The sequence below is a fragment of the Aeribacillus sp. FSL M8-0254 genome (genome assembly GCF_038008845.1).
GTDB classification, from domain to species: Bacteria; Bacillota; Bacilli; order Bacillales; family Aeribacillaceae; genus Aeribacillus; species Aeribacillus composti.
In genome coordinates this window covers 1,955,976-1,969,720 of sequence record NZ_JBBOZY010000001.1, presented here as the reverse complement: position 1 = coordinate 1,969,720, position 13,745 = coordinate 1,955,976, and the positions used below count along the sequence as shown (strand labels likewise).

General features: G+C 41.6%; 12 protein-coding genes and 2 pseudogenes. 5 read left to right on the top strand and 9 right to left on the bottom strand.

The genetic code is table 11. From position 1 onward, the window contains the following. Nucleotides 1-1,194: 1,194 nt before the first annotated feature. Nucleotides 1,195-1,437 (bottom strand): hypothetical protein, encoded by a 243-nt coding sequence (locus tag NSQ44_RS09455; protein ID WP_016838737.1) that lies wholly within the window; start codon nucleotides 1,435-1,437, stop codon nucleotides 1,195-1,197. A 452-nt stretch (nucleotides 1,438-1,889) separates the two neighbouring features. Between NSQ44_RS09455 and NSQ44_RS09450 the strand changes: the two genes are divergently transcribed. Next, complete coding sequence (locus NSQ44_RS09450) at nucleotides 1,890-2,462, top strand: hypothetical protein (RefSeq protein WP_340856816.1); 573 nt, start codon at nucleotides 1,890-1,892, stop codon at nucleotides 2,460-2,462. Nucleotides 2,463-2,607: 145 nt separating this feature from the next. On the opposite strand, the gene NSQ44_RS09445 is transcribed toward NSQ44_RS09450, so the two are convergent. The 3 genes and pseudogenes from NSQ44_RS09445 to NSQ44_RS09435 all read right to left on the bottom strand — a co-directional run bounded on the left by NSQ44_RS09445 (nucleotide 2,608) and on the right by NSQ44_RS09435 (nucleotide 4,003). Beyond that, a complete protein-coding gene (locus NSQ44_RS09445; RefSeq protein ID WP_340856814.1) occupies nucleotides 2,608-2,925 on the bottom strand; it encodes an ATP-binding protein in 318 nt (105 codons plus the stop codon). Continuing rightward, nucleotides 2,861-3,170, bottom strand: a pseudogene (locus tag NSQ44_RS19045) (ATP-binding protein). Before NSQ44_RS19045 ends, NSQ44_RS09445 begins: the two are co-directional and overlap by 65 nt. Before the next feature lie 608 nt (nucleotides 3,171-3,778). Next, nucleotides 3,779-4,003 carry a hypothetical protein gene (locus NSQ44_RS09435; RefSeq protein WP_289666581.1) on the bottom strand — a complete coding sequence of 75 codons (225 nt, stop codon included), beginning with the start codon at nucleotides 4,001-4,003 and terminating at the stop codon, nucleotides 3,779-3,781. A 292-nt stretch (nucleotides 4,004-4,295) separates the two neighbouring features. On the opposite strand from NSQ44_RS09435, the gene NSQ44_RS09430 reads away from it, so the two are divergent. Then, nucleotides 4,296-4,484, top strand: coding sequence for a hypothetical protein (locus tag NSQ44_RS09430; protein ID WP_340856809.1), 189 nt, complete (start codon nucleotides 4,296-4,298; stop codon nucleotides 4,482-4,484). A 359-nt stretch (nucleotides 4,485-4,843) separates the two neighbouring features. Then, a complete protein-coding gene (locus NSQ44_RS09425) occupies nucleotides 4,844-5,212 on the top strand; it encodes a hypothetical protein (RefSeq protein ID WP_340856806.1) in 369 nt (122 codons plus the stop codon). Between the two features lie 240 nt (nucleotides 5,213-5,452). Here NSQ44_RS09425 and NSQ44_RS09420 read toward each other — a convergent pair whose 3' ends face one another. After that, nucleotides 5,453-5,755, bottom strand: a complete 303-nt coding sequence (locus NSQ44_RS09420) for a magnesium chelatase domain-containing protein (RefSeq protein WP_289666578.1) — start codon at nucleotides 5,753-5,755, stop codon at nucleotides 5,453-5,455. 375 nt (nucleotides 5,756-6,130) lie between these two features. Between NSQ44_RS09420 and NSQ44_RS09415 the strand changes: the two are divergent. Beyond that, nucleotides 6,131-6,442, top strand: a pseudogene (locus tag NSQ44_RS09415) (glycerol-3-phosphate dehydrogenase); the annotation flags it as partial. Between the two features lie 353 nt (nucleotides 6,443-6,795). Here the strand turns inward: NSQ44_RS09415 and NSQ44_RS09410 are convergent. Beyond that, entirely contained in the window at nucleotides 6,796-8,112 is a 1,317-nt protein-coding gene (locus NSQ44_RS09410; RefSeq protein WP_289666577.1) for a hypothetical protein, read from the bottom strand. A gap of 120 nt (nucleotides 8,113-8,232) precedes the next feature. On the opposite strand from NSQ44_RS09410, the gene NSQ44_RS19040 reads away from it, so the two are divergent. Continuing rightward, complete coding sequence (locus tag NSQ44_RS19040; RefSeq protein ID WP_445659500.1) at nucleotides 8,233-8,358, top strand: YqcI/YcgG family protein; 126 nt, start codon at nucleotides 8,233-8,235, stop codon at nucleotides 8,356-8,358. A 427-nt stretch (nucleotides 8,359-8,785) separates the two neighbouring features. Here the strand turns inward: NSQ44_RS19040 and NSQ44_RS09405 are convergent, their stop codons facing one another. The 3 genes from NSQ44_RS09405 to NSQ44_RS09395 are packed head-to-tail and all read right to left on the bottom strand — an operon-like array spanning nucleotide 8,786 to nucleotide 13,580. Then, complete coding sequence (locus NSQ44_RS09405; RefSeq protein ID WP_340856802.1) at nucleotides 8,786-11,848, bottom strand: type I restriction endonuclease subunit R; 3,063 nt, start codon at nucleotides 11,846-11,848, stop codon at nucleotides 8,786-8,788. A 34-nt stretch (nucleotides 11,849-11,882) separates the two neighbouring features. Further along, entirely contained in the window at nucleotides 11,883-12,320 is a 438-nt protein-coding gene (locus NSQ44_RS09400) for a hypothetical protein (protein ID WP_340856799.1), read from the bottom strand. A gap of 33 nt (nucleotides 12,321-12,353) precedes the next feature. Further along, entirely contained in the window at nucleotides 12,354-13,580 is a 1,227-nt protein-coding gene (locus NSQ44_RS09395; RefSeq protein WP_044897903.1) for an IS110 family transposase, read from the bottom strand. Nucleotides 13,581-13,745 lie beyond the last annotated feature (165 nt).

The window sequence follows — 13,745 nt, the reverse complement described above, 5'->3', positions numbered from 1 at the left end:
AATGCCCGGTCGAACGATACAAATAAAAGATACGAATTAAAATACATCCGCCCCATCACTTATCGAAATAGTATTGGCCGTCATGCAACCTTTCTTTTATTGAGCGATTTAAAAGTGTATTTTTTTCTATTCGACTCCAATGAAATGCTAAAATATCTCACATTGAGTTACAGATTCATAGGGTTAACTGGGTATATTAAAACCTACCCAGTTAACTGTATGAACAACTTCATATACCTAATAGTTTAAAAACGTCCTCAAATCAAGTGTTCTCAAATTTAGAAGAATGACCTATCCAGACGACTATTACTATCCCCTGACTCCTAATTTGACCTAAATTTTCTATTAAAATAAATTACACTTTCTGGGTTGGCACTTACCCATTCCATTTAAGGGAATTGTTTTCCTTACCAATGAGAAACAGCAAATGTAATGTATTATGAAATGCCTTGACGTTGAATGAACGTATTATCTACCTTTAAGAGTATGGCCACCGGATTAAGCAACGGATATTCGCCTGCTTATGACATCGTTGAATAGGTTGGAAGAAACCATACGTTTTGAAATGAAATGAAGTGTATGCAATTCAACAAAGCAACCAAGCAACTGCTTAACGAGGTTATCATTGTGTTCTTCTATTTATTAGAAAATCAGGCCAATTATTTAAAATCGTTTACGTACATGTGAGCAATGCATATGACTCATCCTTGTACACCAACTTGCATCAATTTATTCAAAGACTAATGGAGATTTATCGAAATGAAGTGAAACAACTGTAGCCAGAGGAAGTTGAACAAATCGTACTTCATTCGGAGCGAACTCCGTATATCATCCCTGCTCCGCAAGGTGATCATGATTTAAAGGACATAGAGGAAGAGTTGGAGATGCCAAGTGAGAACATCACATTTATCCAGTTAGACACTGAGGATACGTAGGACATATCATCCAAAGCTTCGATACAATAATGGGTCACAATAAATCGTAACGATGACCGCGGCAATAATAATCAGGTTTAAGAAAAGATCCTTTATGATGGATTATGATGATCGCCCGTAACCATCGAAGGAAATGAAAAAAGATGGCTTCTAAACCATTCAGAAGCCTTCAAATCTCCAGATGATATGTAAAAACAAAACAGAAGGCTGTCCTCAAAAGGTTTTTACGACCTTTTGGAACAGCCTCTTTCTTTTTGCTTTAAGACAATTTGTGAATGATCGCCATTCTCCCTCTCGGAAATTTGACTTGATGATTCTTATCAAATGTCAGCGGTCCGTCCGGTTGAAAAATAAAGAACGATTCACCTTTTTCCATGTTTTCTTTAAACGTTTTATAACGCACTTCAAAAATGGCATTGGCTTCATCCAAAGATAAAGCATCGATTACTGCAAATTCTTCATCTCTCCCTTTCACTCTTCTCACGACATAATACTGATTCATACACAATCCCTCCAACATATTTTGTAAATAAAAAAACATCGGCAAGAATGTTAACGACTGTTTTCGCCATACATCCTTACCGATGATTTTTCACCATTTTTCTGGACCAAAAAGGCCTTCTGTTATATTAATTGTAAAAGGAAAGAAAAGTAAAAAACAAAATCGATTATCTATTATCATTCTATCTTACCCTTTGCCTTTTTTTAACCCATTTCATCGAATTTCTCCCTGTAAAATAACAAATCTGCTCGACAAAAGTGAAGACTGGGTAGATAACATAATGGCCACCTAGGTAGGGAATTCAATATAGAGGCAAGCAAAAGAAACTTAAAGTATATTTGTAGTAATGAAATGAAAAAGAAACGGGAAGAAGTACGAATACATCCAAGAGAAAAATTAATCGAATAATCAAATGACAATGTCCAGATGACAAACAGGAGCGAGAGGAATAGGTGGAAAGTAGTTTTTACATATTTTCCGTACCAGCCATCCCCTTCTTTTTACAAAAATCCCGTACCAGCAAAGCACTTTTTACAAAAATCCCGTACCAGCAAGGCACTTTTTACAAAATTTCCGTACCAGCAAGGCACTTTTTACAAAAATCCCGTACCAGCAAGGCACTTTTTACAAAATTTCCGTACCAGCAAGGACTTTTTACAAAAATCCCGTACCAGCAAGGACTTTTTACAAAAATCCCGTACCAGCAAAGCACTTTTTACAAAAATCCCGTACCAGCAAAGCACTTTTTACAAAAATCCCGTACCAGCAAAGCACTTTTTACAAAAATCCCGTACCAGCAAAGCACTTTTTACAAAAATCCCGTACCAGCAAAGCACTTTTTACAAAATTTCCGTACCAGCAAGGACTTTTTACAAAATTTCCGTACCAGCAAGGACTTTTTACAAAAATTCCGTACCGAGAAGAGGTTTTTACATATTTTCCGTACCCCGAGTTCGACAGCCCATTTTAGGCAAGGACAATTTAGAAAAAGCCTTTTAAGTCTATACACTAGAAAAATACGTTGATTTTCGTAGGCACACACTTCGTATGTCAAGGTTGATTATATTTTCCCCAAAATCGCCGGTTTAACATTCCCCAGAAAGATCTCATGGAACCCTTTGTTTTTCTTTTTTGGATCCTCTTTTCCTGTAATCGATAGCTTTCCCCTCTTTAGGTAATGGAATGACGTAGCAATCGATCTAACATCGCCCGAGTCTCCCACAATTTCTTCCCATTCCCCAGAGATTTTGTTGGGATATGCTCGTACCGCTGGGTGATCACTAGAAATAAGCAATGAGCGCTGTTCGGATCCAGTTTTAGGTACCCCATTTCATCGATCATGAGAACAGTTGGCTTCACAAAGACACGAAGCTTTTTCTCCAACTTTCCTTCTTGGCCGCCTCTTCTTAACTGAGTGACCAAATCACGGGCGGTAACAAAATACGTTTGATATCCTCTTACTATTGCCTCCATTCCAATCGAAATCAACCAGGTGTGTCTTTCCAATCCCCGGTGAGCCGAGAAAAAGGATATTTTCTTTTCGGTCAATACACGACAACGTAAGCAGCTCTCGAATCCATCGCTCATCCAGCGAGGGTTGCGCGGTAAAATCAAACGTATCGATCGTCTTGCGATACGGCAGTTTGGACCTTGATGAGCGTTTGGATCGATCGTTCCTGCCTTTTGACGATTTCTGCCTCTAATAAGCGGAACAAAAACTCCGAATATGGCATATTAAGAGTAGCTGCGTATTCTGCCATGGCGAACTATCGTTCCGCCATGGCAGGCAAATGGAGTCGGTGGCCATACTCGTGTATTCGTTCTTTCATAAGCTTTCTCCTCGCAGGAATGCGTCATAATTCGTAATCATGAACCATTACTCCTCTCATTGACACTATGGTTCTATTGTAAAGTGGGGAATTTTATTCGGCTATAGTGGGGATTTTATCGGCTTTAACACATATATATGGAATTTATATACTGCAATGTTCTGCACTTTTTTCTTGTAAAAAACAAATGGTAACGAAAGTGCGTATCGATTCATCGTGGCCATTCGGTTTTCCTTATCCTGATCCTCCTGCGTTTTTACTCATTTTTTCCTTTTTGTTTCCTATATGCGTTACCACGTCGATCACTTCAGAACAGAATGGTTTGGCGCCATGGCTGCTTGTTGATCCCTAATCGGGACCAACAAAAGGGACGGATCATCGTGATGAATGAACGTAACGATAAGGTGTTTCCAAATGTTGAACTATAGGTATCTATTGCTCGTCACGATGATTAAAAACAAAAAATGACGCCTGTCAGAATCCCGACAGGCGTCAGCTCGATTGCCCCCTTTTTACCCCTTCACTTCGAACTTCTTCCTGTAAAATAACAAATCCACTCCACTTTTTTGATCCGTTGAGCGGATTTTGTCCGTTATGGTGAAGCTTTCCTCTATAATCAATAGCGGCCGCGTCATCCGCTCCATCCCTCCGTCATCGATGATTTGGACGTATTCCTCTTCCCTCTCACTTTTATTTTTTGTCTGACGTAAAATATCCATAAACATAGGCTTGCCCATTGGCCAGCCTCATCCACTCTCAGTCATTACCGTCTTCCTTTTTCACGATATGGTTGAACATCATCACTTGAAAAGAGATTTGGAGGCTTTGTGTATCGGCTTTACACCCCATGTTCTACGATATGAAAGAGGCCATTTTACGATTTTATTTCTCCCCGTTTTCTTTGCCCGATATAAGGCTTGACCGGCTTTCTCCAGAAAACCACTTATCGATCGGATCCTAAGAGTTATGGTATCCTGATTACAAAGATAAAAATAAATCCAAAGCCCAATCGAAAGGAGCAAAAGAAACATGGATGATAGCAAAGAATACTGTCCGTTTTGTGGAGCTGATTTGCAAGGACCACCGATCCCGAAAGAAATCCAGCATCATTACGGCGCTACTCATGGATCCAGAAAAATCGGTATTTGCAGTCGGGAAGAAGATCATGTCATCAAATGGCGATGTCCGGATTGTGGGAAGGAATGGGAGCGGGAGTGAATCCCCTTTTTTCTTTTTTTACTTTCGATCCTGACAGTATGAGATTCGGTGCAAAGCAGATTCAAACAACGTGTCGTAGATTCCGATTTTCCGTTCCCTCTCTTACCGTTTCGTTTGGTCGCAGCTGAACCAGCTTCATCCACTTACCGTTGCTAAGCTTCTTGTTTATGGCAAAATAAATGGACAGGGAGAGGATGGGACTTTTCCTATATCCCTTGAACATGGAAGTGTTGGGGTGATTGCCTCTTAGGCAAAACAGCCCTTGATACGGCGCTTTACCACGCCCGCAGCGGCTTCATGTCAAATTGACATTCTCTACACTTTTTACAAAACGCCGCTTTTTTCTTTGCGGTCCACACATGCCTGCAGTATACCACAACAAATTGAACATACACTCGAACGGTGGCAAGCACCGTTCTCACGATGACAAAATGATCGCCTACATGAAATGGGGGGGAAGAGATATAATAGATAATAAAAAGGCTTTGTTAGTCATATCCAGCATAAATAGCAGAGGTGACGGAGATGAGAAAAAAGAAAACGTGAAACAGAAACTCGGAAAACAACAAGAAGAAAATCGAAAGGAGCTACAAGAAATCAGCATCCATTTTGTTTCGCTCGAAGAATACCAAAACCGTCCAGATCAATACCGTTGTGCGATCGTATTAGTCCCCACCTGCCAACCGGGAGGGAAATGGAAAACTTTTTTACAAAACTTGTTTTTTTAATTCTGTTTCTTGTCACCCCAATCCATGTTTGCAGTCTAAATATTCCCCGCATTCGTTTAGAGGGGGACATCCATGTTCGCGGTTCTAAAATCCCTAGGTATAAATCTGTCATCCACGTATTTTTCGACATCTCAACTAATCGCATGAAGATCAGATGATGACAGGCATCCACCCCACCCTACTGCACATTATGTCTGCCTACCGCCATGATTCCCAATGTCTGTTTGGTTTGATAACGCATCAATGGAAGACCAGATCACTCGGAGTCCGTTTGTATTTGTAGCGGAAGAAATGGAGAGCTGCTGACCTTGCAACTGAAGCCCATGCTGTCTCGCCACCAATACCGCCGGAAGCACTCCGTCTGTCTATCAGCAGTAGCGTCCCGTCTAACGACAACGCTCCTATAAACGTCTCATGCAGCAAAATCGGATCCTTGATCTGTCCTTTCACCTTTAACATCCCGATGGCTATCGCCAAATCAAATAGCGGACTATGCTTTTTCCGCTCCAGTGGTGGCAAATGAGTAATCCCTTTCGAAACCATCACTACCCAGCGGGTACAGCACGGCCAAAACCTGCTCCTTCACCTCTTTGAACGATACATCCGACAGCACGGACATCACCACTGCCGCCCCGACACCCTATCCGCCCCCGATTCAAATTGTTCAATAAGACTATTTAACCGATGCTCATGCTTTCACTGCTCATACCTCTGCTTGCTTTCTACCGCTGTTTTCTTTATTTTTTGTCTGACAAAAATTTATCTTACACAAAACAACAAAAAAGAAGAAGGGAAGGATAATGAGGTTTATCCATTGCATTTTGCTTTGATATCAGAAGAAGATGGATTTCCCCATAAGAAAACGAAGTCAGCGGCAAACGATTATTCTTTCACTCCTCACTGAAATGATTGTGATTAGAAATAAATAGCTACCGGAAAATGACAGAAACAGTGATCGATCTCGCCGCCAAGCAACTGTCGAAAGAAGAAGGGAGACTATTCACGCCATGTCAGACAAAGCAACTGCCGATCTCCGGCGGCGATGTCAGCTGTTCGCATCGGCTGTTGGCGTTCATCGTAGAAAAAGCCGAAGAAGCGGTGCGTTACGGGATGATGAAAGAAGAAGGGGAGCAGTTGGTGAAACAATAGTACGTCGATCAGCCGTTTGCCTTAAGCCGACAATGCGATTCTTCATGCAGCCTGCCGTGCGAGCTGTTCGTCCACCTCGTCTAGAAGGCTGTGAAAAAAGGTGGTTTGCCTCTAGCCGGCGTGGGACGGCACGAAATGGGAAACCGATGTGACAGTGTTTCTCAATTTGAGAAACACTGTCAGGGAGCGTGAGTTTTCGTTAAATCACCAGCCTTCTAGGTGATCGATGAAGAAATGCAACCAAGCCAGTTGATTACTTTCATCCGCTGCACCGGCGCACTTTTGTTTGCCATTGATTCCACGGGCCGGGAAAAAGAGAGTGTGATCGCCTTTACGGCGAGCTATTTGCACTGGACTCCAGAACAAACCACAGTTATGGGCCGAACTTGAGCAAGCGCTAAATGAGGTGGTGCTTTAGCCGAAATCGGCACAAATTACTCCAGTTGCTTTTTCTTTTCCTCCACAAATTTATTGAAATCTTGATTTGTCCAATTTGTAAATCCATAGGTGTGATGGAATTCTTCATGTAATTGAGGCTTTAATGGTATCCCTAAGCCATATTTAAAATGTAAATCTAGACAGGTTTTGCTTAATAAGGTCAGCTCTTCTTCTGTATATTGACCGATAGTCGGATATATTGGAAGGCCTGTTAATTCAAAAGTTTCTTGTACTATTTTATAAAAAGGATGATGTTCATTTGCATGATGAATCACAAGGTCGCCTTCTTCATTTGAAATATAACACTTATAATTTGTTGATTGTAAACTTGCCTGTTTCCATTCTTTAATGCTTCTTCTTAAAAACCTTGAAACAGAAGATACTCCATTTTTCCAATTGTGATGTTTTTCCAAACTAAAATCTTTTAAACATCCACATGACTTCGTATGTCCACTCATGAATTTATCTCTTGTTGTATAGGTTACTCCGCCACAATCACAGATAAACTCCCATAATACTTCGCCCTTTGTATTTCTAAAATCTGCTACCCTCTTTGCAGTTAACATATTTCTTTTTACACCGCTTATATCTTCTATCTCATGGTTCAAACAACCACAACTTTTTTTAGCTCCACTCATTAGATGCCCTGTTGTGGCCTCATCAGTATTTCCACAGTCACATAGCACTTTCCAAAGATAATATCCATTTCGCTTTTTATTCAATTTCTTTATTACAGTTAATCTGCCAAATTTTTTCCCTACTAAGTTTGGTGACTTTAGACATCCACACGATCTTTTTTTCCCGCTTGTTAAATCTCTAGTTCTAGCAGTGGTAATTTCACCACAGTTGCATAAGCATTTCCAAATAAATTCCTTTGTTTCTGGATTATAGTGAAAACCAACTACTAATAAGTTTCCAAATTTCTCTCCTAATAGTTCTGCTCGATTTCCATGCCGGCAGCCGCAATCAGTCTTTCTCCCCCTTCTCAAGTCACCTCCATTAACAGGTAAAGAATAATTCGGATTACAATCACAGAAAACGTTCCATATATAGCTACCATCTTTAGCTTTTCCTGCGATCCCAATGACAGTTAAATGACCAATTTTCTTTCCAGTTAAATCAATAAACCGATTTCCATGTTTGTTTAAACAACCGCAGTGTTGCTTGGAACCATTTCTAAGGAAAACCCCATTAACCTCACCTTCTTTCCCACAATCAAAAATGACTTTCCCTATTAAAGATCCGTCTCTGGCTTTTCCAACAACTGTTGTTGCCGTTAATAATCCAAACTTTCTCCCTTTGATATCCTTCATTTTTTCTATCTCTCCTTGATTCACACTATTTAAATTTAGTTTTGGCAACTTTGGAAGGTTTTAGTCCGAAATATTTTATTATTACTACTCAAGCCGAATGATACATAATGAACAATTTGATTGATAATCCAAGATATTAGATCCAGATTAAAACAATACGATGCAATTCCCCCTCACCTAGATATAGGCGATTATGAAGACCCTGACAAAAGAGAATGGAAACAATATATATTACCTCTGATATAAATGAAAAACGTGTGATGAGGTGTCCATTAAATAAAAAAGGTTTTTTATGCAAAGCCAATATTATAATATAAATAAGAGGACAAAAAAGGAGTTGAAGTGTCCTCCAACACCTCAACTCCATCAGCACAGCATATCCGCTAGATAAACGGCCTCTGTGGTACACGGTGAATAATAAAAATCCATCCGAACTTTTTTCCTTTTTAATTAAGTGAGTGGTTGTTTAGTGCAAAATGAAAGTACAGAGTTCTGCAACCAAAAAGTGCAGAGCTTCATTGCATAAAAAAAGGCTTGCCAGCTCCTAAAATACCCTCTACTGTTAAGGTTGTGAAGAACAAAACAGTGGAAGTATAGAAAGGATGCTAGCAATGCCTGACATTCATCATATCAAACATTTACGTGAAAAGAAAGTGCTATCCTGTTCTCGTTGTCACGCATTCATCGGCCAGTCTTTATATTGCTGTTCGGCTTGTTCCATGAATTTGTTTGTTAAGAATTGCAATTGTTGACCCGTAATTTTTTCTCTGATGAGTACTTGCTTGACAGCTAATTTGACCTTGGCGTAGACATCTCGGCGGTGAGGGCTTGTCCAGTCTACGGCTAATTGTTTCTTTAAGGCTTTGACCACCTTATGGATTAAACTAGCAAGAAACTCGTTTGAGAACGCTTCCTGCTCCATAGCAGTGATCGCTTTGTAAAATTCAATTTCTTCCTCTGACAGTCCTAAGTCGTGTCGCTTGCGTATTTCTTCTTCCATTTCTTTGCGCATGTTAATCATAACCCTGACCACATCGGCAGCCTGAATAACACGATTATGATAATCCCTTAACGTTTTCTCTAGAAGTTCGCTTAACGCCTTTGACTGTGGGCTTCCTTGGCTAAATGTCACTTTGATTTGGTCCTCTAAAAGTTTTTTCAGCAACTTTAAGCGCAAGTCTACATGCTCTTTTTTCGTTAAATCTGCCAAGAACGCATCATCCAATATGCTGATATCTGGGCGTTCAATTCCTGCTATTTGGAAAATGTCAACAGTTTCTTTCGCTAATAGACTATTGTCAATCAGTTCTGATAATCGCTCTTCTAATGTTTTGTTTTCCTTAGATCCCCCAGTTGACGGGCGTAAATGTTTGCGAAGCTGTGCTTTCATCATGAAATAAAGCATGACCTCATCTGCAAGTTCAAGCACTTCCGACTGATGCTTCACCAACTGATATGATTTTTCCAGTTTGGTGGCTGCTTGGATATATTCCTCGAGATCTCGGTTTAAAAGAATGTTAACAAGATCTGCAATGAAGTCTTCGCGCTCTATCTTTGGTTTTGCCCGCCAGTTTTGCACATCAATCTCGCTTGGAATAAATCCTCTTACTGCCTTCAGATGATCCATGAAGATATTAACGGCCTCTGAAATATCATAAGTAGGACTTCCCGTGCCGCCACTTTGCGTATATTTATGAGTTGCCTCTTTCAGAGAAGTGGCAATGCCAATATAATCAACGACTACACCGCCTTCTTTTCCCGGAAATACACGGTTTACACGGGCAATGGCTTGCATAAGGTTGTGGCCTTTCATTGGCTTATCGACATAAAGGTAAGAAAGCGGTTTTGCGTCCATTCCTGTCAGCCACATATCGACAACAATGACAAATTTCAAAGGGTCTTCTGGGTCACGAAGTTTGGCTTTCACTTCTTCTTGCTCTTTTTTCGATTTAATATGCGCATATTTGCTTCCCGGCTGAACTTCGCGCCACTCTTTAGGATCCTTTGATACATCCCCTGTCATAATCACTTCAACAGGAGGGCATTCCGGAATTTCTCTTAGATAATGATACAAATCCACCGCAATGCGTCGGCTCATACAAACGATCATCGCTTTTTGAAACGGATTGGCGACTTGGTTAAAATGTGATACGATATCTTTGGCTAAACGACGGAGCCGTTTTGGAGTACCGACGACTTTTTCCAGAGCGGCCCATTTTCTTTTATAGCTCTCTGACTCTTCATCGTCTCCCCCTGCTTCTTCGATAATTTTTCTGTATTTTTCATCAATGTCCCCAGCGGATAAATCAAGCGGAATTAGGCGGCTCTCATAGTAAATGGGCAATGTCGCTTTGTCTTCGACCGCCTGAGCCATATCGTAGCGGTGGATAATATGTCCGAAAATTTCTTCTGTATTGTTATCAACAAAATCGACCGGGGTTCCCGTAAATCCAATATAGGAAGCGTTCGGCAAAGCATAACGCAACTGAGCGGCAAATCCGCCCGCAAAACCGGCTTGGGTGCGATGTGCTTCATCGGCAATCACAACAATGTTTCGTCTTTCCGATAAAACAGGGTGTCGGGTTTCTCCTTCTTTTTTACGGAATTTTTCAATAGTGGAGAAAATAATTTGTCCCGCTTCCCCTCTCAGTAATGTTCGCAACTGTTCGGTACTTTCCGCGTGATGCACATGGCCGATGTATGATTTCCCTTGCACAAACGTATCATGCAACTGTTCGTCTAAGTCATTACGGTCCACTTGAATGACAATTGATGGATTTTCCATTTCCGGATGGCGAGACAAAATTCCTGCGAAAAATAACATGCTTAGCGATTTGCCCGAACCCGTTGTATGATACATTACCCCGATTTTCCGATCTCCATCCGGCCGTGTCGCACGGATCGCTTCATTGACAGCGAAGTTCACACCGAAAAATTGGTGATATTTTGCGCCAATTTTTGTAATTTTGCTTCCTTCCTCCAAAAAGACAATAAAATTACGAATATAATTTAGCAGACGGTCTTTTGGAAATAATCCTTCAATCAGCGTGCGCATCGTATTGGCGCGGTTGTTATCGACATTTCGCCCATCAATCGATTTCCATGAAGCAAAGAAATCGTAATCAGCAAACGGCATCCCATGCTTCGTTTCCACGTTATCGGAAATGACAACAAAAGCGTTGTAGTTAAATAATTGCGAAATATCATATGTATAGTTTTGAATTTGGGTATATGCATCATAAACAGTCGCCTGCTCGTTGTTCGGATTTTTCAACTCAAATACAATCAGCGGTAAACCATTAATGTATATAACGATATCTGGTCTACGGGACATGCGCCCTTCAATCGGCAATTGATTGACCACTAAAAAATCGTTGTTCTCCGGATGTTCCCAATCGATTGGGAAGACATGAGGCGTGTACGTTTCATCGTTTACCTCATAAGAAAATTCAAGTCCTTTCGTCAACATTTGGTGAAAATGCATATTTCGGTTAATCAATTTTACACCATCTGGCGCTGTTAGTATTTGTGCAAGTCTTTTTATTTCATGTTCAGGTATGGCCGGATAAGCCTTCTTTAAGAAGGCTTCCAACCGACCGTAAAGAACTACCTCGTGAAGACTATCCCGCTCTCCGCGCTGAAACAATTCCTGCGCATGAAGATAGTCATAACCTAACCGTTTTAAACGTTCAATCGTCGTCTCCTCAAATTCCGTTTCACCTAGAGGTCTCGTCATGTTGCTTGCACCTCCTAGTCGAATTTAAGTTTGTTTAAAGCACTTCTTCTACTTGTTTTTCTGCTTGAGATACATCAATTTCACCGGATAAAAGGCGAGGGAGGAGGTAATCTCTTAATCCCTGTAATTCTTCAATTTCTTTTGTATTACTCTCTATTAATGAGTCAAACTTCGATACATGTTTTTCAAAATTATCAAGAACTTCTTGAGATGGTCGAATAAATTTGAGTTGTTCAATATCCTTTTTGCTAATGGAATTAAATACTGTACCTGAACCGTATTGATCTTCAAAAGCAAATATTCTTTTAAGTGTGTACAGTAAAAACGAGTTATGCCCACTTTTGGAATTAAGCGCAGATAGACCTCGACCGATTACCAATTTACTATCCCGAAAATTTAAGTCCATGAAAAAAGCACAAAAAATCCAGGGGGTGTTAACACCAGCAGATTGGTATTTGCTGGAATAAGTCATGTTTATGCACCTGATGGTTACTGTTTCGGTTAACTACGCTGTTTGATTTGACGGCTCTACCATGACCTTAAACCCTAGTGTTTCCAACTTCCGAATCGCTTGTCTGGCGACTTGATGGCGCTTGCGTTCTTCGTAGTAATGTGGACCAAGTTCGATGTAAGTCTGCTTCTTTTTGAGGAGATGGTAGACAATAGTCAGGATGCTATGAGCGACCGCAACCGCTGCACGATTGGCCCCCCGGCGTGCAGCAATACGGTGGTACTGGCTGGATAGATAGGTGTGTTTGGACCTAGCAGCGGCACGGGCGGCTTCCACCAGGGTGCTACGAAGCTTCTGGTTTCCCTTGCGGGTTTTCCCTGACTTTCGTTTTCCGGCACTTTCGTTATTCCCTGGGGCGACTCCTGCCCATGAACACAAGTGAGCTGCCGAAGGAAACTGTGTCATGTCAGGGCCAATCTCAGCCAAAATATGCTCCGCTGTGCGCCGACCAACGCCGGGGATCGTATCTAACCGCTCCAGGTCATCTTCAAAAGGGCGCATCCGCTCCTTGATTTCAGCATCCAGTTCTTCAATCAAGGCATCTAAGTGATCAATATGCTCAAGCTGGGTTTTAAGCATCAGGCGTTGATGAGGGCCGATGAGGCCCTTCAGGGCCTTTTTCAACTCCTCTTTCTTCCGTTTGAGACGGCGCTGAGCCAGTTCGGATAGCACATCGGGGTCAGTTTCACCATTAATTAAAGCCTCGATCATGGCTCGACCCGATTTGCCCAGCACATTGGTCGCCACCGAGGAGAGTTTGATGTTAGCCCCTTCCAGTACCTTCTGGATGCGGTTGATTTCGCGAGCCCGCTCTTCAATCAGGCTGCGACGATAACGGATGAGTTCCCTCAACTCCCGTTGCTGGCGGTCAGGGATGTAACTACCTTGTAGCAATCCATGGCGTAAGAGTCCAGCGATCCACTCGGCATCCTTTACATCTGTTTTGCGACCAGGCACATTTTTGATATGTTTGGCATTGACCACTAAAATCTTGATGTCTTCCATCTCCAACAGGTTATAAATTGGCTTCCAGTAGGAACCTGTACTTTCCATGGCCACGTGAGTGACGCCATGCGCCTTGATCCAGTCTACAAGCATAAGCAAGTCTTCAGTCATGGTAGAAAACGTGCGGATCTCTTGATGATCCGGAGTAATAATACAAGCGACGACGTTCTTCTTATGAACGTCTAATCCACAAACATGAGTATGGATAATGTCCATGTTCGTTCCCCCATGCCTAACATGTAATAAACACAGGCTGGCGGTGCAACGACCATACACGTCATTCTATCCCGCGTGCTTCCCCAGGGAGCAACAGTCTGTGGTGCACCAGGTCGTCGGGGTCTGTCTAATTAACGGGCTCATGGCACCAAGGTAAGACGACCT

Coding starts and splice junctions, on each gene's coding strand:
- NSQ44_RS09425 (WP_340856806.1), top strand. CDS start 4,844: ATGCCTGCAGTATACCACAACAAATTGAACATACACTCGAACGGTGGC.
- NSQ44_RS09435 (WP_289666581.1), bottom strand. CDS start 4,003: ATGGGCAAGCCTATGTTTATGGATATTTTACGTCAGACAAAAAATAAA.
- NSQ44_RS09410 (WP_289666577.1), bottom strand. CDS start 8,112: ATGAAGGATATCAAAGGGAGAAAGTTTGGATTATTAACGGCAACAACA.
- NSQ44_RS09430 (WP_340856809.1), top strand. CDS start 4,296: ATGGATGATAGCAAAGAATACTGTCCGTTTTGTGGAGCTGATTTGCAA.
- NSQ44_RS09395 (WP_044897903.1), bottom strand. CDS start 13,580: ATGGACATTATCCATACTCATGTTTGTGGATTAGACGTTCATAAGAAG.
- NSQ44_RS09420 (WP_289666578.1), bottom strand. CDS start 5,755: ATGGTTTCGAAAGGGATTACTCATTTGCCACCACTGGAGCGGAAAAAG.
- NSQ44_RS09405 (WP_340856802.1), bottom strand. CDS start 11,848: ATGACGAGACCTCTAGGTGAAACGGAATTTGAGGAGACGACGATTGAA.
- NSQ44_RS09400 (WP_340856799.1), bottom strand. CDS start 12,320: ATGACTTATTCCAGCAAATACCAATCTGCTGGTGTTAACACCCCCTGG.
- NSQ44_RS09455 (WP_016838737.1), bottom strand. CDS start 1,437: ATGAATCAGTATTATGTCGTGAGAAGAGTGAAAGGGAGAGATGAAGAA.